The sequence below is a fragment of the Actinomadura sp. KC216 genome, assembly GCF_004348535.1.
Classification (GTDB): Bacteria; Actinomycetota; Actinomycetes; order Streptosporangiales; family Streptosporangiaceae; genus Spirillospora.
Genome location: NZ_SMJX01000038.1, coordinates 17338 through 40931 on the forward strand (window position 1 = coordinate 17338; position 23594 = coordinate 40931).

Annotated in this window: 19 protein-coding genes; 16 read left to right on the forward strand and 3 right to left on the reverse strand. The window is 71.7% G+C overall.

The window, feature by feature from the left end; all coding sequences use genetic code 11:
• Window positions 1-125: 125 nt before the first annotated feature.
• From tig to clpX, 4 genes are all read left to right on the forward strand, one after another.
• The gene (gene tig, locus E1264_RS09350) at window positions 126-1619 is read left to right on the forward strand and encodes a trigger factor (RefSeq protein WP_132171679.1); all 1494 of its coding nucleotides are present in this window, start codon (window positions 126-128) and stop codon (window positions 1617-1619) included.
• A gap of 206 nt (window positions 1620-1825) precedes the next feature.
• The gene (locus tag E1264_RS09355) at window positions 1826-2458 is read left to right on the forward strand and encodes an ATP-dependent Clp protease proteolytic subunit (protein WP_132171706.1); all 633 of its coding nucleotides are present in this window, start codon (window positions 1826-1828) and stop codon (window positions 2456-2458) included.
• Window positions 2459-2487: 29 nt separating this feature from the next.
• On the forward strand, window positions 2488-3183 hold the full coding sequence (locus tag E1264_RS09360; RefSeq protein ID WP_279490214.1) for an ATP-dependent Clp protease proteolytic subunit: 696 nt from the start codon (window positions 2488-2490) through the stop codon (window positions 3181-3183).
• A 174-nt stretch (window positions 3184-3357) separates the two neighbouring features.
• The gene (clpX, locus tag E1264_RS09365; protein WP_132171681.1) at window positions 3358-4632 is read left to right on the forward strand and encodes an ATP-dependent Clp protease ATP-binding subunit ClpX; all 1275 of its coding nucleotides are present in this window, start codon (window positions 3358-3360) and stop codon (window positions 4630-4632) included.
• A 144-nt stretch (window positions 4633-4776) separates the two neighbouring features.
• Here the strand turns inward: clpX and E1264_RS09370 are convergent, their stop codons facing one another.
• Together E1264_RS09370 and E1264_RS09375 are read right to left on the reverse strand one after the other, a co-directional pair.
• A complete protein-coding gene (locus E1264_RS09370) occupies window positions 4777-5439 on the reverse strand; it encodes a response regulator transcription factor (protein ID WP_132171682.1) in 663 nt (220 codons plus the stop codon).
• Window positions 5440-6234, reverse strand: a complete 795-nt coding sequence (locus E1264_RS09375; RefSeq protein WP_132171684.1) for a sensor histidine kinase — start codon at window positions 6232-6234, stop codon at window positions 5440-5442. It abuts the gene before it with no gap.
• A gap of 153 nt (window positions 6235-6387) precedes the next feature.
• Between E1264_RS09375 and E1264_RS09380 the strand changes: the two genes are divergently transcribed.
• Together E1264_RS09380 and E1264_RS09385 are read left to right on the forward strand one after the other, a co-directional pair.
• Complete coding sequence (locus E1264_RS09380) at window positions 6388-8997, forward strand: valine--tRNA ligase (protein ID WP_132171686.1); 2610 nt, start codon at window positions 6388-6390, stop codon at window positions 8995-8997.
• 27 nt (window positions 8998-9024) lie between these two features.
• A complete protein-coding gene (locus E1264_RS09385; protein ID WP_132171688.1) occupies window positions 9025-9999 on the forward strand; it encodes a hypothetical protein in 975 nt (324 codons plus the stop codon).
• Here the strand turns inward: E1264_RS09385 and E1264_RS09390 are convergent.
• Window positions 9971-11227 carry a hypothetical protein gene (locus E1264_RS09390; RefSeq protein ID WP_132171690.1) on the reverse strand — a complete coding sequence of 419 codons (1257 nt, stop codon included), beginning with the start codon at window positions 11225-11227 and terminating at the stop codon, window positions 9971-9973. The genes E1264_RS09385 and E1264_RS09390 overlap by 29 nt on opposite strands.
• 107 nt (window positions 11228-11334) lie before the next feature.
• On the opposite strand from E1264_RS09390, the gene E1264_RS09395 reads away from it, so the two are divergent.
• The 10 genes from E1264_RS09395 to E1264_RS09440 all read left to right on the forward strand — a co-directional run bounded on the left by E1264_RS09395 (window position 11335) and on the right by E1264_RS09440 (window position 23469).
• On the forward strand, window positions 11335-12705 hold the full coding sequence (locus E1264_RS09395) for a folylpolyglutamate synthase/dihydrofolate synthase family protein (protein WP_132171710.1): 1371 nt from the start codon (window positions 11335-11337) through the stop codon (window positions 12703-12705).
• 5 nt (window positions 12706-12710) lie between these two features.
• On the forward strand, window positions 12711-13055 hold the full coding sequence (locus E1264_RS09400) for a DUF4233 domain-containing protein (protein WP_132171712.1): 345 nt from the start codon (window positions 12711-12713) through the stop codon (window positions 13053-13055).
• Between the two features lie 127 nt (window positions 13056-13182).
• Window positions 13183-14634, forward strand: coding sequence for a hypothetical protein (locus tag E1264_RS09405; RefSeq protein WP_132171692.1), 1452 nt, complete (start codon window positions 13183-13185; stop codon window positions 14632-14634).
• A 45-nt stretch (window positions 14635-14679) separates the two neighbouring features.
• Window positions 14680-15090, forward strand: a complete 411-nt coding sequence (ndk, locus tag E1264_RS09410) for a nucleoside-diphosphate kinase (protein WP_132171694.1) — start codon at window positions 14680-14682, stop codon at window positions 15088-15090.
• A gap of 405 nt (window positions 15091-15495) precedes the next feature.
• Window positions 15496-16518, forward strand: coding sequence for a rod shape-determining protein (locus E1264_RS09415; RefSeq protein WP_325050842.1), 1023 nt, complete (start codon window positions 15496-15498; stop codon window positions 16516-16518).
• Between the two features lie 110 nt (window positions 16519-16628).
• Window positions 16629-17636, forward strand: a complete 1008-nt coding sequence (gene mreC / locus E1264_RS09420; protein ID WP_132171696.1) for a rod shape-determining protein MreC — start codon at window positions 16629-16631, stop codon at window positions 17634-17636.
• A gap of 1 nt (window position 17637) precedes the next feature.
• Complete coding sequence (gene mreD, locus E1264_RS09425; protein ID WP_132171698.1) at window positions 17638-18237, forward strand: rod shape-determining protein MreD; 600 nt, start codon at window positions 17638-17640, stop codon at window positions 18235-18237.
• Window positions 18234-20309 (forward strand): penicillin-binding protein 2, encoded by a 2076-nt coding sequence (gene mrdA, locus E1264_RS09430; RefSeq protein WP_132171700.1) that lies wholly within the window; start codon window positions 18234-18236, stop codon window positions 20307-20309. The genes mreD and mrdA overlap by 4 nt, the downstream gene beginning before the upstream one ends.
• Window positions 20306-21490 carry a rod shape-determining protein RodA gene (gene rodA / locus E1264_RS09435; protein ID WP_243710833.1) on the forward strand — a complete coding sequence of 395 codons (1185 nt, stop codon included), beginning with the start codon at window positions 20306-20308 and terminating at the stop codon, window positions 21488-21490. Before mrdA ends, rodA begins: the two co-directional genes overlap by 4 nt.
• A 56-nt stretch (window positions 21491-21546) precedes the next feature.
• Window positions 21547-23469 carry a TIGR03960 family B12-binding radical SAM protein gene (locus E1264_RS09440; protein ID WP_132171704.1) on the forward strand — a complete coding sequence of 641 codons (1923 nt, stop codon included), beginning with the start codon at window positions 21547-21549 and terminating at the stop codon, window positions 23467-23469.
• Window positions 23470-23594 lie beyond the last annotated feature (125 nt).

Sequence of the window (23594 nt, forward strand, 5' to 3'; positions counted from 1 at the left end):
TGGACGGCACGGACGGGCCACCCCATGAAGGCCGTCCGCGCGGGCCGAGGGCCTCGCAGGCAGCACCCAGACGCACGCGTCGAACGCCGCGGCGAGAAAGCGCCCGATCAAGGAGACCGACCCCAGTGAAGACCGATGTCGAGGAGCTGACCCCCACGCGGGTCAAGCTCACCGTCGAGGTTCCGTTCGACGAGCTCAAGCCGAACCTCGACAAGGCGTACAAGGAGATCTCGCAGCAGGTGCGGATCAAGGGCTTCCGGCCCGGCAAGGTCCCCGCCCCGCTGATCGACAAGTACGTCGGCCGGGGCGCGGTGCTGCAGGAGGCGGTCAACGACGCGCTTCCCGGGCTGTACGGCCGCGCCGTCGAGGAGTCCGAGCTCTTCGTGCTCGGGCAGCCCGACGTCGAGGTGACCGAGCTGGAGGACGGCACCCAGTTCGCGTTCACCGCCGAGGTCGACATCCGGCCGAAGTTCGAGGTGCCCGACTACGACGGCCTGGAGGTCGTCGTCGACGACGCCGAGGTGACCGACGAGCAGGTCGAGGAGACCCTCGGCAACCTGCGCGAGCGGTTCGCCTCGCTGACCACCGCCGAGCGGGCCGTCGAGGAGGGCGACTTCGCCACCGTCGACCTGGTCGCGCGGATCGACGGCGAGGAGGTCGCGGACGCCTCCACCTCCGGCTACTCCTACGAGGTCGGCAGCAAGACCTCCGTCGAGGGCCTGGACGACGCGCTCATCGGCCTCGCCGCGGGCGAGGAGGCCACCTTCACCGGCACGCTGACCGGCGGCGAGCACGCCGGCGAGGAGGCCGAGATCACGGCCACCGTGCAGAGCGTCAAGATCAAGAACCTGCCCGACCTGGACGACGAGTTCGCCCAGCTGGCCAGCGAGTTCGACACGATCGAGGAGCTCCGCGACGACGTCCGGACCCGGCTCGGCCGGCAGGTGAAGGCCCAGCAGCTGTCCGACGCGCGCGACAAGGCCCTCGAGGCGCTGCTGGAGAAGATCGACATCCCGCTCCCCGACAAGGTCGTGGACGAGGAGATCGGCCGCCGCAACCAGCAGCTGGAGCAGCAGCTCCAGATGGCCGGCATGACCAAGGAGGACTACCTCAAGGACGAGGAGAAGTCCGCGGAGGAGTTCGACACCGAGGTCGCCGACGCCGCCCGCCTCGCGGTGAAGGGCGGCTTCGTCCTCGACCAGCTCGCCGTCCAGGAGGAGCTGAACGTGGAGAACGAGGAGCTCAGCGAGTACGTCGTCACGCAGGCCATGCAGATGGGCGTCCAGCCGCAGCAGCTCGCCCAGTACCTCACCGAGAACAACCAGCTCCCGGCGATCGTCTCGGAGGTGCTGCGCAGCAAGGCGCTGAACCTCGTCGTCGAGCACGTCACCGTCAAGGACGAGTCGGGCAACGTCATCGACGTCGAGGCCGTCCAGCGCGAGCTGAGCGGCGAGACCGCCGAGGCCGAGTCGACCGAGGAGGCCGAGGACACCGAGGACACCGCGGCCACGGACCAGGCCGGTGCCGAGACCGCCGAGGCCCCCGAAGACGCGGCTGAGACCGCCGCAGAGGAGTCCCCGGCCGGGGAGCCGGACGAGGCCCAAGGCAAGTCCTCCTAGCGCCCCCTGGACGTTCTGCACAGCATCGGGCACGCCCCGCATCCGTACACCGGGTGCGGGGCGTGTCACGTATTCGGATGACACGCCCGGTCGCCAGCGGGTACGCCCCTGGCGAAAAGCCGCCCCCACGGGCTTAAGCGGGCCCGCGAGCGCGTTAATGTCCAATCATCCGAACCGATAAAAGGACCGGAGGAACACCGGTGAGCATGCCTCCGACTTTCGACGAGTCGTCGCGGATCCAGGCGCGGGTCGCCGAGGCGCCCATGTTGCCTCTGGGCGACCAGCTTTTCCAGCGGCTGCTGCGCGAGCGGATCGTCTTCCTCGGCCAGCAGGTCGACGACGACATCGCCAACCGCATCAGCGCGGAGCTGCTGCTCCTGTCGGCCGAGGACGGCCGACGCGACATCACGCTCTACATCAACTCGCCAGGTGGCTCCGTCACCGCCGGCATGGCGATCTACGACATCATGCAGTACGTCCCGAACGACGTCGTCACGGTCGGCATGGGCCTCGCCGCGTCGATGGGCCAGTTCCTGCTGTGCGCGGGGACGCGCGGCAAGCGCTACGCCCTGCCGCACGCGCGGATCATGATGCACCAGCCGTCCGGCGGCATCGGCGGCACCGCCTCCGACATCAAGATCCAGGCGGAGCAGATGCTGTACGTCAAGCGGACGCTCGCCGAGAAGATCGCCGAGCACACCGGCCAGCCGCTCGAGCAGATCGAGCGCGACTCCGACCGCGACCGCTGGTTCACCGCCGAAGAGGCCAAGGACTACGGATTCGTCGACCACGTGGTGCTCAGCGCCACCCAGGTGCCCTCCGAGGGCACGGTCTCCTGACGACCTGACCAGAATTTCGGAGGCAGACAGTGAGCGACCTCATCCGACCGGGCTTCACCGATCCGGGCCGGCCCGGCGTCCAGGCGGGCGGCGGCCCGGCCCCGGCCGAGAGCCGGTACATCATTCCGTCGTTCGTCGAGCGCACCACGTACGGGGTCAAGGAGATGAACCCGTACAACAAGCTGTTCGAGGAGCGGATCATCTTCCTCGGCGTGCAGATCGACGACGCGTCCGCCAACGACGTGATGGCCCAGCTGATCACGCTGGAGTCGATCGACCCCGACCGCGACATCAGCATCTACATCAACTCGCCCGGCGGGTCCTTCACCGCCATGACGGCGATCTACGACACGATGCAGTTCGTGAAGCCGGACATCCAGACGGTCTGCATCGGCCAGGCCGCGTCCGCCGCGGCGGTGCTGCTCGCCGCCGGGACGCCGGGCAAGCGCGCCGCGCTGCCCAACGCGCGGATGCTGATCCACCAGCCCGCGACCGAGGGCACCTACGGCCAGTCCAGCGACATCGAGATCCAGGCGCGCGAGATCATGCGGATCCGGGAGCTGCTGGAGACGATCCTGGCCGAGCACAGTGGCAAGAGCATCGACGACGTCCGCCGCGACATCGAGCGCGACAAGATCCTCACGGCGGACGAGGCGAAGGAATACGGTCTTATCGACGACGTCTTCGCCAGCAGGAAGCGCAAGGCCGAGGTAGTGTCGTCCTGAGACGGCACCTGGACGAGGGAGACCCCCGAGCCCGGGCGTCACACTTCCGGGCGAGGGGCTTCCCAAGTCCGTTGGAGGCGGTAACGTCGAAACCAACGTCGAGAGCCTTCGGGACGCAACCGAGCTGCGCCGCAACCTCCATGGCGGGCGGCCCCACGAAAAGGAGACAGTTGGGTGGCACGCATCGGCGACGGCGGTGACCTGCTGAAGTGCTCGTTCTGCGGAAAGAGCCAGAAGCAGGTCAAGAAGCTCATCGCGGGTCCGGGCGTGTACATCTGCGACGAGTGCATCGATCTCTGCAACGAGATCATCGAGGAGGAGCTCTCCGAGACCTCCGACCTCAAGTGGGACAACCTGCCCAAACCGCGGGAGATCTACGAGTTCCTCGACTCCTACGTGATCGGGCAGGAGACGGCGAAGAAGGCGCTGTCCGTCGCCGTCTACAACCACTACAAGCGGATCCAGTCGGGCGACAACGGCCGGGACGACCCGGTCGAGATCGGCAAGTCGAACATTCTGCTGCTCGGCCCCACCGGATCCGGTAAGACGCTCCTCGCGCAGACGCTCGCCAAACTCCTCAACGTGCCGTTCGCGATCGCGGACGCGACGGCGCTGACGGAGGCCGGATACGTGGGGGAGGACGTCGAGAACATCCTCCTCAAGCTCATCCAGGCGGCCGACTACGACGTCAAGAAGGCCGAGACCGGGATCATCTACATCGACGAGGTCGACAAGGTCGCCCGCAAGAGCGAGAACCCGTCGATCACCCGGGACGTGTCGGGCGAGGGCGTCCAGCAGGCGCTGCTGAAGATCCTGGAGGGCACCACCGCGAGCGTCCCGCCGCAGGGCGGGCGCAAGCACCCGCACCAGGAGTTCATCCAGATCGACACGACCAACGTGCTGTTCATCTGCGGTGGCGCGTTCGCCGGCCTGGAGAAGATCGTCGAGTCGCGGGTCGGGAAGCAGGGCATGGGCTTCGGCGCCCAGATCCGCTCCAAGTCCGACTTCGACGAGTCGTCCGCCGTGCTCGGCGACGTCATGCCGGAAGACCTGCTGAAGTTCGGCATGATCCCCGAGTTCATCGGCCGGCTGCCGATCATGACCTCGGTGCACAACCTCGACCGCGAGGCCCTGATCAACATCCTCACCGAGCCGAAGAACGCGCTGGTCCGCCAGTACCACCGGCTCTTCGAGCTCGACGGCGTCGATCTGGAGTTCACCGACGACGCGCTGGAGGCCATCGCCGACCAGGCGATCCTGCGCGGCACCGGAGCCCGCGGCCTCCGCGCGATCATGGAGGAGGTCCTGCTGTCGGTGATGTACGAGGTGCCGAGCCGCCAGGACGTCGCCCGCGTCGTCATCACCCGCGAGGCCGTGCTGGAGCACGTCAACCCGACCCTCGTCCCGCGCGACCGCCCCAAGCGCGAGCCGCGCGAGAAGTCGGCGTGATCGGGGTGTGATGGGGGCGGTGTGTCCGCTGGAGAGCGCGGACCGCTGCCCCGATCACATACCGGCCCAGGGGGACGACCCCCTGGAACCCCCGAGGCAGACGCGGGAACGCCCTCGACCTCGCGGTCGGGGGCGTTCGGCGTTTCAGTGGCGGGTGGTGGACGATTCGCCGAGACCGGCCTCGCGCGCCACGACGATCGCCTGGGCGCGGTCGGCGACGTGGAGCTTCATGAAGATGTTCGAGACGTGGTTGCGGACGGTCTTCTGGCTGAGGAACAGCGTCCCGGCGATGTCGGCGTTGCTGCGGCCCTGCGCGATCAGCCCCAGCACCTCCCGTTCCCGGTCGGTGAGCTCGGGGAACGCGGCGCGGCGCGGGTCGGGCATGTCGGTGAAGTAGGTGAGGACGCGGCGGGCGATCTCGGGGCCGTAGATGGCCTCGCCGGCCGCGACGGCCCGGACCGCGCGGGCGATCTCCTCGGCGCCGGACTCCTTCAGCAAGTAGCCGCGGGCGCCGGCGCGCATCGCCGCGAAGACGGAGTCGTCGTCGCGGAACATCGTCAGCACCAGCACGCCGATGCGGGGGCTGGTCCGGGTGATGGTGCGGGTGGCCTCGATGCCGTTGCCGCCCGGCATGTGCAGGTCCATCACGACGACGTCGGGCTGGAGCTCGGCGGCCAGCCGGACCGCGTCCGGACCGTTCTCCGCCTCGCCGACGACGTCCACGCCCAGCGCCTGCAGCAGGCCCTTGAGGCCCTGCCTGAACACCGGATGGTCGTCGGTGATGAGGACCCGGATCGTCTCCGCCATCTACGCCCCGCCTCTTCCCGTGGAAGGACGATGGTACCCGGCGGCCGCCGCCGCGGCGGCGAGCGGGAGGTGGGCGGTGACGACGGTCCCGCCGCCGTTGCGGGAGGTGATCGCGCAGTTGCCGCCGACCTCGGCGGCCCACTCCTTCATCGCCGCCATCCCGCGCCGCATGGGCAGGCCGCCGTTGCGGGACGCGTCGGGCAGGCCGGGGCCGGTGTCGGCCACCATCAGGTGGAGCTCGGCGTCGCGCGTCAGCCGGACCATCGCCGTGCTGCCGGGCGCGTGCAGCCGGACGTTCGTCAGCGCCTCCTGCGCGATGCGGTACGCCGCGACCTCGACGGCGGCGGGCAGCTCCAGGTGCGCGCCGTCGAAGCGCACGTCGACCCGCTCGCAGCAGCCTTCGGCGAACGACTCGATGGCCGCGACGAGCCCTAGGTCGTCGAGGGCGGGCGGGCGCAGGCCGTGCGCCAGGTCGCGGATCTCGCCGACCGCCGAGGCCAGCCGGTCCCTGACGTCGGCGAGCAGCGGATCGGCACGTTCCGGTTCGCAGGCGAGCGTGATGCGCGCGGCGTCCAGCGACATGGCGAGGCTGGCGAGCGTCGGCCCGAGCCCGTCGTGCAGGTCGTGCCGCAGCCGGCGGCGCTCCTCCTCGCGGCTGGCGAGGATCCGTTCCCGCGATCGCTGCAGGTCGGCGGTGAGGCGGCGGAGGTGAGGGATGGTCGCGGCACGCGCCGCCACGGCCCCCGCGGTGAACGCGCCGGCCAGCACCGCTGCACGTGCCAGTACCGCTCGCATCCCGTCCCTCCCCTCCGCCTCGCCGTTTCGGGTATCCCCGCAACCCTTTCCGGTGGGGCGACCCGGTGTCAGGTGACCTGTGTCCCGACCGCGGCGGGAAACGCCCGGCCGGCGGGGCCGGGCGCCTCCGCGGTCCCCGTAGAATCGTCAGCCGTGACACAGCCCAGCACTCAGCGCGGCCAGGGGGCCGCCGCAGACGTCGACCTGCCCACCCAGTACCGTCCGGCGGACGTGGAAGGCCGCCTCTACGAGCGGTGGGTATCGGCGGGGCTGTTCACCGCCGGCCAGGACGGGCCGCCGTTCTCGATCGTGATCCCGCCGCCGAACGTCACCGGCTCGCTGCACATGGGCCACGCGCTCGACCACTCCATCCAGGACACGCTCGTCCGGCGGCGCCGCATGCAGGGCCACGCGACGGTGTGGGTGCCGGGCATGGACCACGCGGGCATCGCCACCCAGAACGTGGTGGAGCGCGAGCTGGCCAAGGAGGGCGTGTCGCGGCACGACCTCGGCCGCGAGGCGTTCGTGGAGCGGGTCTGGCAGTGGAAGGCGGAGTCCGGCGGCCGGATCCTCGGCCAGATGCGGCGCCTCGGCGACAGCGTCGACTGGACGCGCGAGGCGTTCACCATGGACGACGACCGCGCCCGCGCCGTCCGGACGATCTTCAAGCGGCTGTTCGAGGACGGGCTCATCTACCGCGCCGAGCGCATCATCAACTGGTGCCCGCGCTGCCTGACGGCCCTGTCCGACATCGAGGTCGAGCACGAGGACGTCGACGGCGAGCTGGTCTCCATCCGGTACGGGTCGGGCGAGGACGAGATCGTCGTCGCGACCACGCGGGCGGAGACGATGCTCGGCGACACCGCCGTCGCCGTCCATCCCGAGGACGCCCGGTACGCGCACCTGGTCGGGCGGGAGATCGAGCTTCCGCTGACCGGCCGCCGTATCCCCGTCGTCGCCGACGAGCACGTCGACCCCGGGTTCGGCACGGGCGCGGTGAAGGTGACCCCGGCGCACGACCCGAACGACTTCGAGATCGGGCGCCGGCATTCGCTGCCGTCCCTGTCGGTGATGGACGAGCGCGGCGTCGTCACCGCGTCCGGGCCGTTCGAGGGCCTCGACCGGTTCGAGGCGCGCCCTGCGGTCGTGGCCGCGCTGCGCGAGCAGGGCCGGATCGTCAAGGAGGTCCGCCCCTACAAGCATTCGGTCGGGCACTGCCAGCGGTGCGCGACGGTCGTCGAGCCGCGCGTGTCGCTGCAGTGGTTCGTGAAGGTCGGGTCGCTGGCGCGGGAGGCGGGCGACGCCGTCCGCGACGGGCGCGTGAAGATCCACCCGCCGGAGATGGCGGCCCGCTACTTCGAGTGGGTCGACAACATGCACGACTGGTGCATCAGCCGGCAGCTGTGGTGGGGGCACCGCATCCCCGTCTGGTACGGGCCGGACGGCGAGTTCGTCTGCCCCGCCCCCGGCGAGGAGCCGCCCGCCGGCTGGACGCAGGACACCGACGTCCTCGACACCTGGTTCTCCTCCGCGCTGTGGCCGTTCTCCACGCTCGGCTGGCCCGACGAGACCGACGACCTGAAGCGGTTCTACCCGACGTCCGTGCTGGTCACCGGGTACGACATCCTGTTCTTCTGGGTCGCCCGCATGATGATGTTCGGGCTGTACGCGATGGACGGCGTCCAGCCGTTCGACACGATCGCCCTGCACGGAATGGTCCGCGACCAGTACGGCAAGAAGATGTCGAAGTCGTTCGGGAACGTCATCGACCCGCTCGACTGGATCGACGAGTACGGCGCGGACGCGACCCGGTTCACGCTGCTGCGCGGCGCGAACCCCGGCGGCGACGTCCCGGTGGCGGAGCAGTGGGCGCAGGGGTCGCGCAACTTCTGCAACAAGCTGTGGAACGCGACGCGGTTCGCGCTGATCAACGGCGCGCACGTCCGCGGCGAGATGCCCGAGAAGCTGACGACCGTCGACGCGTGGGTCCTGTCGCGCCTCCAGACCGTGATCGCCGAGGTGGACGCGCACCTGGAGTCCTACGACTTCGCGAAGGCGTGCGAGGCGCTCTACCACTTCGCGTGGGACGAGGTCTGCGACTGGTACGTCGAGCTGGCGAAGGTCCAGCTGGCCGACGACCGGGCCGAGGCGACGCGCCGCGTGCTGGGCGAGGTGCTCGACAAGCTGCTGCGGCTGCTGCACCCGGTGATCCCGTTCGTCACCGAGGAGCTGTGGACGTCCCTGACCGGCGGCGACACGATCGTCACCGCGCCGTGGCCGTCCGCCGAGCCCGAACGGGCCGACCGCGACGCCGAGGCGCTCGTGGAGTCGCTGCAGCGGCTCGTGACGGAGGTCCGCCGGTTCCGCGCCGACCAGGGCCTCAAGCCCGGCCAGAAGGTCGCGGCGGTGCTGGAGTGGGGCGGCTCGCCGCTCGCGGCGCACGAGGAGGGCGTCCGCGCGCTGCTGCGCCTCACCGAGCCGGGCGACGGCTTCGCGGCGACCGCGTCCCTGCCGGTCGAGGACGTCACCGTCCGGCTCGACACGGCGGGCGCCATCGACGTCGCCGCCGAGCGCAAGCGGCTGGAGAAGGACCTCGCCGCCGCCCGCAAGGAGGTCGAGCAGGTCGGCCGCAAGCTCGGCAACGAGGCGTTCATGGCGAAGGCGCCCGAGGCGGTCGTCGCCAAGAACCGGGACCGGCTCGCGCAGGCCGAGGCGGACATCAGGCGGCTGGAGTCGCAGCTGACCGCGCTGCCTGCGGGCTGACACGGCAGCCGAACCATCGGGAGTGCTATGGCCGAATCACCCCCTCGGTCCGACACGCCGGACTCCTCGTCCGGCGATGACCCGAACGCGCCCCGGCCCGCCGGGGAGGGCGATCCCGCGGAGGACACGGGCGGGCCCTGGGGCGACGCGCGCCCGTGGTGGTCGTCCGACCCCGGCGCCGGGACGGGTCCGCAGATCGTGATCCGGGACGCCTCGGGCGGGCATCCGGTCGTCCCGGACGGGACGGGCCCGCTGCCGGCTGTTCCCGGCCCTCCCGCGGCGCCCCTTCCGCCGGGCCCGCCGGTGCCCGGCCCGCCGCCGCTGCCCAGGCCGCCGTCGCCCGGTGCGCGGCAGTCCGCGGGCGGGGCGAAGCGGTTTCCGAAGGTCCTGCTCGTCTGGGGCGTCGCCGCGGTGGGGGCCGTCGTCGTCATGGCGGGCATGCTCGCGTTCCGGACGGACACCGGCGGTATCGGCGGCACCGGCGGCGGGACGAAGCCCACCGCCGGGGCGGACGCCCGCGCCGCCGGCGGCCCCGCGCCCACGACGGTGATCAGCGCGGGCGCGACCGCCGGCGGCCTGCGCATGGACGGCCTGACCTCCCCGCAGGCGAGCGCGGCGTACCCGTTCGTCGCCGCCGCGGTCGAGGCGGCCGGGGTCCCGGTCGCCGAGCGCGGCACGGCCGTGTACAGCGAGGAGCCCACCCGGCCGGTCAACGTCCTGTTCGTCGGCGGGACGGGCCAGGTCGGCGACCCCGCCGACTTCCTGCAGAAGGCGCGGCCGACGACGTTCATCATCGGGCAGGGCGCCGACCCCGGCGCGAAGGGCGGGAAGGCCGTGTGCGGGACGTTCGCCGTCCTCGCCGACACCCACACGTACTGCGCGTGGGCGACGGCCGATTCCTACGGCGTCGTCGCGTCCAACCGTCCCTCGTTCAACCCGCGGTTCGCGCTGATGGCCGACATCATGCGGCGGATCAGGAAGGACGTCGAGAGGCCGCGGTGACGAAGAGCCGTTCGGTCTCTGCGCCGACCGCGTCCAGGACGAGCCCGGTGAAGTAGACGGTCCCGAGGGCGACCACGCGGCGCCCGAGCGCGGCGAGGAACGCGGGCGTGACGGCGTCGGCGCCCGTGATGTCCCAGGCGGGCGGCAGCGGGCGGGTGAACCGCAGGTGCGGGTGCGGCAGCCGGACGAACGTCACCGGCAGCCCGTCCAGCGCGGCGACGGCGCCGTCCAGGTCCTTGTGGTCGGGGAGGCAGACGGCGACATGGTCGATCGAGCCCCAGGCGCGTCGCGCGGCGGCGAGGGCGGCGGCGATCCCCGTGCCGTCGACGGCGGAGTCGACGAGCAGCCGCGTCGCCGACCTCGGTCCGTCGAGCGGAGCTCGTCCGTTGAATGGCGGTGGGTGGGGGCTGGAGGACGGTACGTCGTGCCAGGAAAGCCGCCCGGGCAGGACGACCGACGCCAGCACGTCGCGCAGCCGCCCGCCCGGCGGCTCGGCGACGCCCGGCATCCGGCGGGCCGCGACGGCGCCGAGCTCGGCGCTGCCGCGCACCAGCCCGCCGGGCAGCAGCTCCGCCGCGAGCCCGCTGCCACCGATCTCCACCCGCTCCACGCCTCCGAGCACCCGGGTGACCTCGGCCGACTGCGGGACGGACAGCACGGTCGTCGCGGCCCCCGCCACGCCGAGCTTCTCCTCCGCGATCTCCGCCGGGGTGTCCCCGAGCACCCCCGCGTGCTCCCGGAAGATCGGTGTGATCGCCACGACGGCGGGCGGGAAGAGGGAGACCTCGTCCGACCGCCCGCCCATGCCCGCCTCCAGGACGATCGCGTCCGCCCCGGACCGCCGCGCATGCACGACACCCGCGATGGTGAACAACCCAGAAGGCGACAGATAGCCGCCCGAAGGCGCCGGTAGAGCGGCGCTGGCCTCGTCCAGAACGCTCCCTAGATAAGCCAGTTCCTCTTCAGAGACCGCACGCCCGTCGAGCCTGATCCGTTCGCGGTCGCTGCGCAGAGCGGGGCTCGTGACCGTGCACACCCGGAGACCGGCGGCCGCCAGAAAGGCGGACGCGTACGTCGCCGCCGTCCCCTTCCCCTTGGAACCCACGACGGTCAGGACGGGCACGCCCGGGCTGAGAACCCCCAGGGCGGACGCCAGCGCGCGGGCCCGCTCGAGGTCGCGGGCCGCGCCGGGTGCCCGCCGGTCCCATTCCCGGTAGAACGCGTCCATGGTTCAAGTGTGGGGTTGTCCGGAACCCTCTGGACCGCGGAGTAGGCTCTGAGATCGTGAACCAGGTATCCGAGGCGTCCGACTACCGGCGCGCGGTCGGCGCGATCATGGCCCGCGGGGTGGAGTGGGAGATCGACCCCACCCTCGACCGCGTCCGCGACCTGGTCGACGTCCTGGGCGAGCCGCACCGCTCCTACCCGGTGATCCACATCGCGGGCACGAACGGCAAGACCAGCACCGCCCGGCTCATCGAGGCGCTGCTGCGCGAGCGCGGCCTGCGCACGGGCCTGTTCACCAGCCCGGAGCTGACCACGCTGCGGGAGCGGATCGCGATCGACGGCGAGCCGGTCAGCGAGGAGCGGTTCGTCGCCGCCTACGAGGACGTCCTCCCGTTCGCGCAGCTGGTCGACGGCAAGCACGAGGCGCGGCTGTCGTTCTTCGAGGTCCTGACCGCGATGGCGTTCGCCGCGTTCGCGGACGCGCCCGTCGACGTCGCCGTGGTCGAGACCGGCATGGGCGGCATCTGGGACGCGACGAACGTGGCCGACGGCGCCGTCGCCGTGATCACCCCGATCGGGCTCGACCACACCCGCTACCTCGGCGACACCGTGGAGGAGATCGCCGGCGAGAAGGCGGGGATCATCAAGCCGGGGTCGGTCGCGGTGCTTTCGCAGCAGCCGGTCGAGGCGGCCGAGGTCCTGCTGCGGCGGGTCGCGGAGACCGGCGCCGCGGCGGCCCGCGAGGGCATCGAGTACGGCGTGCTCAGCCGGGACGTCGCCGTCGGCGGCCAGCAGCTGCGCCTCCAGGGCCTGCACGGCGTGTACGACGAGGTCTTCCTGCCCATGTTCGGCGACCATCAGGCGAGCAACGCCGCGACGGCCCTCGCCGCCGTGGAGGCGTTCGCCAGCGGCACGCCGACCAGGGGTGAGCCCAACCTTGAGGCCGTGACCCGCATCGCGCCCGGCGAGGACTACCTCGGCGGGAACGAGGGGCAGCTCGACCCGGCGCTCGTGCGCAGCGGCTTCGCCAAGTCGGCCTCGCCCGGGCGCCTGGAGGTCGCGCGGACCGGCCCGACCGTTCTGCTGGACGCCGCGCACAACCCGCCCGGGATGGCCGCGACCGTCGCCACGGTCACCGAGTCGTTCGGCTTCACCCGGCTCGCCGGGGTCCTCGCGATCGCCGCGGACAAGGACGTCGCCGGCGTCCTCGACCAGCTCGAACCCGTCGTGGCCGAGCTGGTCGTGACGCGGAACTCCTCCCCGCGCTCGATGCCGCCCGAGGAGCTCGCCGAGCTCGCCGAGAGCGTGTTCGGGCCGGAGCGCGTCCACGTCGAGGAGCGCCTGGACGACGCGATCGACCGGGCGATCGGCCTCGCCGAGGAAACCGGCGAGTACCGCGGCGCCGGGGTCCTGATCACCGGCTCGGTCGTCACCGCGGGCGACGCCCGGATCCTGCTGCGCGTCGGGGAAGGCCGGTGACCGGTATGAGCGCGGGCGCCGCGGCGAACCCGGCCCGGAGGCTGTTCGCGACCGTCCTCGGCTGCGAGGCGATCGTGATCGCGCTCGCGATCCCGGTGGCGGTGACCACCCTGGACGTCGACGGCGCGACCGCCGGCGCGGTGTGCGGCGGCCTGGCCGTCGCGTGCCTGCTGATGGCGGGCCTGCTGAGGTTCCCGTGGGCGTTCGCGGCGGGCAGCGTCCTGCAGGTGGCGATCATCGCGACCGGGTTCATGGTCCCGGCCATGTTCTTCCTCGGCGTCGTGTTCGGGGCGCTTTGGGCGACGGCCTTTTGGCTGGGACGCAAGGCGGAACGCGCCCGGCCGCGCTAAATTCGCGAGGGAACGCATTCATTCATCTGCCGATCCTGTGCAATTCCAGCCCTTTCCCTGAATCCGACATTTTTCTCATTTGGGAAATGCTCGTGCGGTGGATGACGACCCTGCGAAGGAGCAGGCCGTGTCCCTGCACGCACGCGGACATGCACCCGGCGTCCCCGTCCAGGCACCGCCGGCCGCGCCCCCGGAGGGCCGCGCGCGCCGCCGGCTCGCCGCGTCCGGCGCGCTGCTGCTGACGCTCACCGCCGTCCCCGCCGCCGTCCTCACGGTGCCGGACGCCGTCGTGAACGTCGTCCCCGCCGCCACGGCCGCCCTCGACCTCGGCGGCGACGGGATCGGCGGGCTGCTGCGCGCCACCGGCCTGTCGCTGCCCGCGCTCGTCGTCGCGGTGCCGCTCGCCGCCGTGGCCGCGCGCCGGTTCTCCGCGTGGCCCGTCCTCGCCGCGGGCCTCGCCGTCCTGCTGTCCGGGCTCGGCGCGGTCACGTTCGCCCACACCGTGCCCCTCGTCGGAACGGTCCGCGCCGTCCAGGGCGCGGGCGCGGGAATGATGCTGCCCGCCTGCCTCATTCTGGTGTGGGAACGCCGGAGCCGAACCTTGGTCGCAGCCTTCGCGGGCACACTCGTCGGCGCGCTTCTCCTTGCGATGCCCTTGGCGCTGATGGCCGTCCCGGTCCCCGCCGACGGCCTGGCCGTCCCGGACTGGCGTGTCGCGCTCGTCCCGTTCCCGTGGGCCGCCGGGGCCGCCGCCGTCGCCGCGCTCGCCCACCTGCTCCTGCGCGGGCGCGGCCCGTCGACGCTGCCCGTGTCCCGGCACACCGAACGCGGCCAGCTCCTCCTGCCGTTCGTCCCGGCGGCGGGCTTCGCGTTCCTCGCGGTCGTCGCGGCGGCCGGCTGGTCGCCCGGCGCCCGGCTCATCGTCGCGGCCTTCGCGCTGCCCGCCCTCCTCGGCCTCGCCCTCGCCGCCGGACGCGACGGCGTCACCGGCAGCCCGCTCGGCTGCGCCGCCGTGATGATCGCCACCGGCCTGCTGAGCTACCCGGTCGCGGGCCCGCTCGCCGGCCTCGCCGCCGCCGACGCCCACGACCGGGGCGGCGCCCTGCCGCTGCTCCCGTTCGCCGCCGCCGCCGTCGCCGCGATGGCCGGGGCGCTCGCCTCCGCCCTCGCCCCCGCGCGGCACGCGGTCCGCGCCGGCCTCGCCCTGATGATCGCGGCGCTGCCGCTCGGCCTGCTCACCCACCTCGACGACCGCTGGACGATGCTCGTCCCGCTCGCCCTCCTCGGCACCGGCGCCGGCCTGGCCCTCGCCGCCTCGCTGCGCGACGCGGGCGTCGGCGCCGCGCTGTTCGGCCTGTCCCTCTGCTTCCCCGCCGTGCTGGCCGGGCAGCTCCTCGTCCTGTCCCTCCAGGCGTCGCGGCTGGAACGGCTGCGCCCGGTCACCGAGGCCGAACGGATCCGCGCGCTGCAGGACGGCTACGACATCTGGCTCATCGCCGCCGGGGCCGCCGCCGTGCTCCTCGCCGCCGCGACGGCGAGACCGTCCCGGAAGACCGCCCCAGGCCCCGGAGCCCGGTAAGATCCGCGGGCCGCATATTCCGAAGTTTCCCAAGGAGAACCACCCGTGTCCGAGCGCACTCTCGTCCTCGTCAAGCCCGACGGCGTCCGCCGCGGCGTCATCGGTGAGGTCATCTCCCGGATCGAGCGCAAGGGCCTGAAGCTCGTCGCGCTGGAACTCCGCACCCTCGCCCGGGAGACCGCCGAGGCCCACTACGAGGAGCACGCGAGCAAGCCGTTCTTCGGCGAGCTCGTCGAGTTCATCACCGGCGGCCCGCTCGTCGCCATGGTCGTCGAGGGCCCGCGCGCCATCGAGGCCTTCCGCGCCCTCGCCGGCGCCACCGACCCGGTCAGCGCCACCCCCGGCACCATCCGCGGCGACTTCGCCCTGGAGATCGGCGAGAACATCGTCCACGGCTCCGACTCCACGTACTCCGCCGACCGCGAGATCAAGCTCTTCTTCCCCGAGCTCGGCTAGCCCAGGGGGGCGACCCCCTGGAACCCCCGTCGCGACGCAGGCGATCCTCACGACGCTGTAGCGGTCTGTTGTGCCTGTGCGGCGTGTGCGTGCGTCGCTGCGGTCGCCTGCGTCGTCGGGTCGTGCGACCTCCGGCGCGGGGCGCCTACGGCCGCACGACCCGGTGACCCCGGCTGAGGTTCGACCTGCCGGGGTCCGGGTCAACCCCGGAGCATGAGGGGACGCGCGGACGGATCTTCGTCGTTCGCGCGTCTTTTGGTGAATGCAGGGCTGCTCACAGGGGCGTTTTTGATCGACTTGCGGGGCCCGGGTGACTGCCCGGCGGCGTCCGTGCACGTTACGATGGACGCGCCGCTATACACGCCCGTCAATCTTGAAGGGCTCCCTTTCTTCATGGGTAACAAGCTGTCGTTTCTCGGCCGTGACATGGCGGTCGATCTTGGTACCGCCAACACTCTGGTGTACGTGCGCGGGCGTGGCATCGTCCTGAACGAACCGTCCGTGGTGGCGATCAACACCAACACCGGGAAGATCGTCGCGGTGGGCATCGAGGCGAAGCGGATGATCGGCCGCACGCCTGGCAACATCGTCGCGGTCCGCCCGCTGAAGGACGGCGTCATCGCCGACTTCGACGTCACCGAGCGGATGCTGCGCTATTTCATCCAGAAGGTGCACAAACGCCGGCATTTCGCCAAGCCGCGGATCGTGGTGGCGGTGCCGAGCGGCATCACCGGCGTCGAGCAGCGCGCGGTGAAGGAGGCCGGCTACCAGGCCGGCGCCCGCCGCGTGTACATCATCGAGGAGCCGATGGCCGCCGCGATCGGCGCCGGGCTGCCCGTCTACGAGCCGACCGGGAACATGGTGGTCGACATCGGCGGCGGCACCACCGAGGTCGCGATCATCTCGCTCGGCGGGATCGTCACCAGCCAGTCCGTCCGTGTCGGCGGCGACGAGCTCGACCAGGCCGTCATCTCGTTCTCCAAGAAGGAGTACTCCCTGATGCTCGGGGAACGTACGGCCGAGGAGATCAAGATGGCGATCGGGTCCGCCTACCCCGGCGGCGACGAGGAACCGCACGCCGAGATCCGCGGCCGCGACCTCGTCAGCGGGCTGCCGAAGACCGTCGTGATCTCCGCCGAGGAGGTCAGGCGGGCCATCGAGGAGCCGGTCAACGCCGTGGTGGACGCGGTGAAGACCACGCTCGACAAGTGCCCGCCCGAGCTGTCCGGCGACATCATGGACCGCGGGATCGCGCTCACCGGCGGTGGCGCGCTGCTGAAGAACCTCGACGAGCGGCTCCGCGAGGAGACCGGGATGCCCATCCACCTGGTGGACAACCCGCTCGACTCGGTGGTGCTCGGCACCGGCAAGTGCGTCGAGGACTTCGAGGAACTCCGGCAGGTGCTGGTGCCGGAGCCGCGACACTGAATGGTTTTCATCCGGCCTGTTCGCTGTGGCATGACTTGTGGGGGACCGAGGATGAAAATTATTCACTTGAAACACCCCCCGGCGGACTAGGGAAACGGGAGGTCGGTGGGGTGAAGGACACCCGGCGTACCCGCGTCGTGCTCGGCGTGCTGCTCGTCGTGGCGCTCGCGATGATCACCATTGACTACCGCGGCGGGTCCGAGTCCCCGCTGCGCGGGCTGCGCGGTGTCGGCGCGACCGTGTTCGGGCCGGTGGAGCGGGTGTCGGCGTCGGTGGTCCGGCCGGTGAGCAACACCCTCGACGCGATCACCGACGCGCCGGGCGAGCGGCGCCGCGCCGACCGGCTCGAACGGCAGAACCAGCAGCTCCGCGAGCAGTTGCGCTCCATGCGCCTCGACCAAGACAAGTCCGCCCAGCTGCAGCGGCTGCTCGGCACCGCCGGCATGGGCGGCTACGAGATCCTCGCCGCGCAGGTCATCTCCGCCGGGCAGGGCTTCGAGGACACCGTCACCATCGACGCGGGCAGCCGCAGCGGCATCAAGCGGGACATGACCGTGATGAGCGCGGACGGGCTCGTCGGCCGCGTCACCCGCGTCGGGCCCGCGACGGCGACCGTGCTGCTCGCCACCGACCAGACCTCGTCGATCGGGTCCCGGCTCGAAGGCTCCAAGGAGATCGGGATCGTGCAGGGCCGCGGGCGCCGCGGCCTCGGCGGGCACGGCACCACGCCGCTGCGCCTCCAGCTGCTCGACTCCGCCGCGCCGGTCCAGGTCGGGCAGCGCCTCGTCACGCTCGGCTCGCAGGGCCAGCGGCCCTACGTCCCGGGCGTCCCCATCGGCGTGGTCGAGCGGATCGACCGCTCCTCCGGCGGCCTGACCCGCACCGCCTACGTCCGGCCGTTCGTGAAGTTCACCAGCCTGGACGTCGTCGCCGTCGTGGTCGCCCCGCCGAAGACCGACCCGCGGGACGCGGTGCTGCCGCCGAAGCCGAAACCGCCGCCCACCCCGACGCCGAGCACGAGCCCGAACCCGTCCGCGAGCCCGTCCGGGAGCGGGCGCCCGGACGCGCGGCCGAGCCGCTCGGGAAGCCCGTCCACGAATCCGAGCCGGGGGGACTGACGTGCTGAACCCGCCCGAGGCGTCGCCGGCCGGCCGCTCGGTGGTGGCCGCCGTCGTGATCGCCGTGACGCTGATCTTGCAGGTGTCGGTCGCGAACCGGCTGCCGCTGCCCGGCGGCGTCCAACCCGACCTGGTGCTGCTGGCCGTGGTGGCGCTGGCGCTGGTCGCCGGGTCGATGACGGGCATGGTCACCGGGTTCCTCGCGGGCCTCGCCGCCGACATCATCCCGCCCGCCGACCACACCATCGGCCGGTACGCGCTCGTGTACTGCCTCATCGGCTACCTGTGCGGCGTCGCGTCCGACGAGATGGACCGGCAGTCGGTCGTGCCGTTCTTCGCCGTCGCCGCCGGCGCGCTCGCGGGGACCGTCCTGTACGCGGGCACCGGCATGATCCTCGGCGACCCGCGCGCCGAGTGGGCGACCGTGTCGAGCATGGTGCCGCTGCAGGTGCTGTACGACGTCATCGCGAGCCCGTTCGTCGTGTGGGCCGTGCTGCGCGCCACCCGCCGCTACGAACGCGGCGAACGCCCCCGAAGCGACACCCTGTCCGTGCCCGCCGCGCGCTACCGCGCCATGTCGGGACGGAGCGGGAGCCTGTGAACCCGCGCACCCACTTCCGCCTCGTCGTTCTGTACGTACTGGTCGGCGCGCTGCTGCTCGTCCTCGTCGGGCGCCTGTGGACGCTGCAGGTCCTGGAGGGCGAGCACTACAGGGGCATCGCCGCCCAGAACCGCACCCGCGACATCGTCGTCCCCGCCGTCCGCGGCATGATCCTGGACGACCGCGGCCGTCCGCTCGTCCGCAACACCAGCGCGCTGGTCGTGTCCGTCGACCGGACCACGCTGTCGCGGCAGAAGGACGGCGGCGAGAGCATCCTGAAGAAGCTGGCCGCCGTCCTCGGCATCAGCCACGACGAGATCACCAAACGGATCCGGCTGTGCGGGCCAGGCATCAAGCGGCCCTGCTGGCCCGGCTCCCCGTACCAGCCGATCCCCGTCGAAGACCACGTCGATCCGAAACGCGCGCTCCAGATCATGGAGCGGCAGGAGGAGTTCCCCGGCGTCACCGCGCAGGTCCAGGCCATCCGCCACTACCCGGAGCCGGAGGGCGCGAAGCCCGCGCAGGTCCTCGGCTACCTCCAGCCGATCACGCAGGAGGAGATGGACAAGCGCACCGGCCTCAAGGTCACCGGCTACAGCGGCGTCGACCTGGTCGGGCGCGCCGGGCTGGAGGCGCAGTACGACGCGGTGCTGCGCGGCGAGACCGGGTTCCGCAAGGTCCTCGTCGACAGCCAGGGACGCGTCACCGGCACCGCCGAGGAGCAGGCGCCCATCCCCGGCAACCACCTCGTCACCAGTATCGACGCGGGCGTGCAGGGCGCCGCGGAGGACGCGCTCAAGAAGGCGATCGACGGCGCGCGCAAGGCGGGCCGTCCGGCGGACGCGGGCGCCGCGGTCGTGATGGACGTCCAGACCGGCCGGATGGTCGCGATGGCCAGCTACCCGACCTACGACCCGGCGATCTGGACGGGCGGCATCTCCCAGGAGCAGTACGAGGCCCTGCTCGGCAAGAAGAAGGGCGAGCCGCTGATCTCCCGCGTCACGCAGGGGCAGTTCGCGCCCGGTTCCACCTTCAAGGTCTCCTCGGTCGCCGCCGCGGTGAAGGACGGCAACGACCTCAACGGCATCTACCCGTGCCCCGGCTCCTACAACGTCGGCAACCGCGCGTTCCGGAACTTCGAGGGCCAGGGCCACGGCCCGATGAACCTGCACAGGGCCCTCGTGGTGTCCTGCGACACGATTTTCTACCGGTTCGCGTACCAGGAGTGGCAGCGCGACGGCGGGATGAAGCCGAGGAAGAACCCGTCCGACCCGATGGTGAAGATGGCGCGCGAATACGGGTTCGGCTCGCGCACCGGCATCGACCTGCCGAGCGAGAGCGAGGGCCGCATCCCCGACCGGGCCTGGAAGAAGGAGTACTGGGAGGCCACCAAGGCCGCCAACTGCAAGGGCGCCAAGGAGGGCTACCCGCAGGTCGCGAAGACCGACCCGGCGCGCGCCGCGTACCTGAAGGCGGTCGCGACGGAGAACTGCACCGAGGGGTTCGTGTGGCGTCCCGGTGACGCCGCGAACTTCTCCGTGGGGCAGGGCGACGTGCTGGTGACGCCGCTGCAGCTCGCCCGCGCGTACGCGGCCATCGCCAACGGCGGGAGGCTGGTCGTGCCGCGGCTCGGGGTCGCGGTGATGCGGCCGGACGGCACCGTCGTCCAGCGGATCCAGGCGCCGCCGGCCCCGCGGCTGCCCGTCGACCAGAAGGTGATCAAGTACATCCGGAAGGCGCTCGGCGACGTCCCCAAGCAGGGCACGGCCGCGGGCGCGTTCGGCGGGTTCGACATGAAGACCGTCGAGGTGGGCGGCAAGACCGGCACCGCCGAGGTGTACGGCAAGGAGGACACCTCCTGGTTCGCCTCGATCGGCCCGATGAAGAAGCCGCGGTTCGCGGTGGTGGCGATGGTCTCCCAGGGCGGGACGGGCGCGTCCACGGCGGCGCCGGCCGTCCGGGAGATATGGGAGGCCATGTACGGGACGAAGGACCGCCCGCCGCTCCTCAAGGACGGCAGGCTCCCGTCCGAGCTGCCCGCGCTGCCCGGCGGCGAGGGGACCGCGCCGTGATCACCGGGACGGGCGCCGGGAGCGTCGAGGCGTACGCGGCGCGGCGCGGGCTGCGCAGCCGGCTCGGCGGGCTGCGGCGGCTCGACTGGCCGCTGTTCCTGGCCGTGCTGGCGCTGTCGGTCATCGGCGCGCTGCTCGTCCGCTCCGCGACGTTCCCGCTGCTGACCGAGCAGGGCAAGGATCCGGAGGGCTTCGTCAAGCGGCACGTGCTGAACCTGTTCATCGGGTTCGCGCTCGGCGGGCTCGTCACCGTCCTCGACTACCGGCTGCTGCGCGCGTACGTGCCGATCCTGTACGGGGTGGCGTGCGTGGGGCTGGTGGCCGTGCTGACCCCGCTCGGCGAGACGATCAACGGCTCGCACTCGTGGATCGTGCTCGGCGGCGGCTTCCAGGTGCAGCCGTCGGAGTTCGCGAAGGTCGGCCTGGTGGTGCTGCTCGCGATGATCCTCGGCGAGCCGCGCGACGGGGAGATCGGCCCGGGCCGCCGCGACGTGCTGCTCGCGCTCGTCCTCGCCGGGGTGCCCGCGGCGCTGATCATGCTGCAGCCCGACCTCGGCACCACCCTGGTGTTCATCGCCGTGGTGCTCGGCATGCTGGCGATCTCCGGCGCGCAGAAGCGGTGGCTGTTCGGCCTGGTCGGCGGCGGCGCGGCGGCCGCCGCCGCGGTGTGGTTCTTCGGCCTGCTGCAGGACTACCAGATCGACCGGTTCACCGCGTTCCTCGACCCCGAGGCCGACCCGCGCGGCGCCGGGTACAACGCGCAGCAGGCGCGGATCGCGGTCGGGTCGGGCGGCCTGCTCGGCAAGGGCCTGTTCCAGGGCGAGCAGACCGGCGGGCACTTCGTCCCCGAGCAGCAGACCGACTTCATCTTCACGGTCGTGGGGGAGGAGCTCGGCTTCGTCGGCGGCGCGATCATCATCGCGCTGCTCGGCGTGGTGCTGTGGCGGGGCCTGCGCATCGCCACCCAGGCCGCCGACCTGTTCGGGACGCTCGTCGCCACCGGCGTCGTGTGCTGGATGGGGTTCCAGACGTTCCAGAACGTCGGCATGTCGATCGGCATCATGCCGATCACCGGCCTCCCGCTGCCGTTCGTGTCCTACGGCGGTTCCGCGACGTTCGCCAACATGATCGCCTTCGGCCTGCTGCAGGCCGTGCACGTCCGTCGCCGACCGTTCGATTAGTCCCGCGCCGGTAGAGTGGACGTTCATTCCACGTCCCCTGCCCGGAGGATTCCGTCATGCCGGTCGAGTCGCTCTTCCCGCGCCTGGAACCGCTGCTCCCGGGCGTGCAGAAGCCGATCCAGTACGTAGGCGGCGAGCTGAACTCCCAGATCAAGGACTGGGACGAGGCCGAGGTCCGGTGGGCGCTGATGTACCCGGACGCCTACGAGGTCGGGCTGCCGAACCAGGGCGTCCAGATCCTTTACGAGATCCTGAACGAGCGCGACGGCGTCCTCGCGGAGCGGACGTACTCGGTGTGGCCCGACATGGAGGCCGTCATGCGGGAGCACGGCATCCCGCAGTTCACCGTCGACGCGCACCGCCCCGTCGCCGCGTTCGACGTCCTCGGCGTGTCGTTCTCCACCGAACTCGGCTACACGAACCTCCTCACCGCCCTGGACCTCGCCGGAATCCCCCTCGACGCCGCCGATCGCGCGTCCGACCACCCCATCGTGATCGCGGGCGGGCACGCCGCGTTCAACCCGGAGCCGATCGCCGACTTCATCGACGCGGCCGTCCTCGGCGACGGCGAGGAGGTCGCGCTCGCCATCACCGAGGTGATCCGCGAGTGGAAGGCCGAAGGCGAGCCCGGCGGCCGGGACGAGGTCCTCCTGCGCCTCGCCGCGTCCGGCGGCGTCTACGTCCCGCGCTTCTACGACGTCACCTACCTGCCCGACGGCCGCATCCAGCGGGTCGCGCCGAACCGTCCGGGCGTGCCGTGGCGGGTCGAGAAGCACACCGTCATGGACCTCGACCAGTGGCCCTACCCGAAGAAGCCCTTGGTCCCTCTGGCCGAGACCGTCCACGAGCGGTTCAGCGTGGAGATCTTCCGCGGCTGCACCCGCGGCTGCCGGTTCTGCCAGGCCGGGATGATCACCCGTCCGGTCCGGGAACGCTCGATCACCACGATCGGGAACATGGTCGAGCAGGGCCTCAAGGAATCGGGGTTCCAGGAGGTCGGGCTGCTCAGCCTGTCCAGCGCCGACCACAGCGAGATCGGCGACGTCGCGAAGGGCCTCGCCGACCGCTACGAGGGCACGAACACGTCCCTGTCCCTCCCGTCCACCCGCGTGGACGCGTTCAACATCACCCTCGCCAACGAGTTCTCCCGCGGCGGCCGCCGCTCAGGCCTGACGTTCGCGCCGGAGGGCGGCTCCGAACGCATGCGCAAGGTGATCAACAAGATGGTCACCGAGGACGACCTGATCCGCACCGTCACCACCGCCTACGAGAACGGCTGGCGCCAGGTCAAGCTCTACTTCATGTGCGGCCTGCCCACCGAGGAGGACGAGGACGTCCTCGCCATCGCCGGCATGGCCAAGCGGGTCATTCAGGCCGGACGCGAGGCCACCGGCCGCAAGGACATCCGCTGCACCGTCTCCATCGGCGGTTTCGTGCCCAAGCCGCACACCCCGTTCCAGTGGGCCGCCCAGTGCGACCACGAGACCGTCGATCGCCGCCTGCGCGCCCTCAAGGACGCCCTGCGCGGCGACAAGGAGTACGGCCGCGCCATCGGCCTGCGCTACCACGACGGCCAGCCGTCCATCATCGAGGGCCTCCTCTCCCGTGGCGACCGCCGCGTCGGCAAGATCATTCGCGCGGTGTGGGAGGACGGCGGCCGCTTCGACGGCTGGAGCGAGCACTTCTCCTACGACCGCTGGACGTCCGCCGCTGAGAAGGCACTGTCCGAGGAACCCGTGGACCTGGCCTGGTACACCGTCCGCGAACGCGACGAGGTAGAGGTCCTCCCCTGGGACCACCTGGACGCGGGCCTGGACCGCGAATGGCTCTGGCAGGACTGGCAGGACGCCGTGGACGAGACCGAGGTCGAGGACTGCCGCTGGACCCCCTGCTACGACTGCGGCGTCTGCCCCACCATGGGCACCGAGATCCAGATAGGCCCCACCGGCAAGAAACTCCTCCCCCTGTCCGTCGTCTGAACCCGCAGGAAACCCGAGTCGGCCGGAATCGGTGGTCACGGTCGGCGCGCGCTCTCAGGGCCGTCCAAGCGGCCGAAAGAGCCCGTTGCGTAAGGCGATGTGCGGTCGCGGGGCATGGGGGCGGG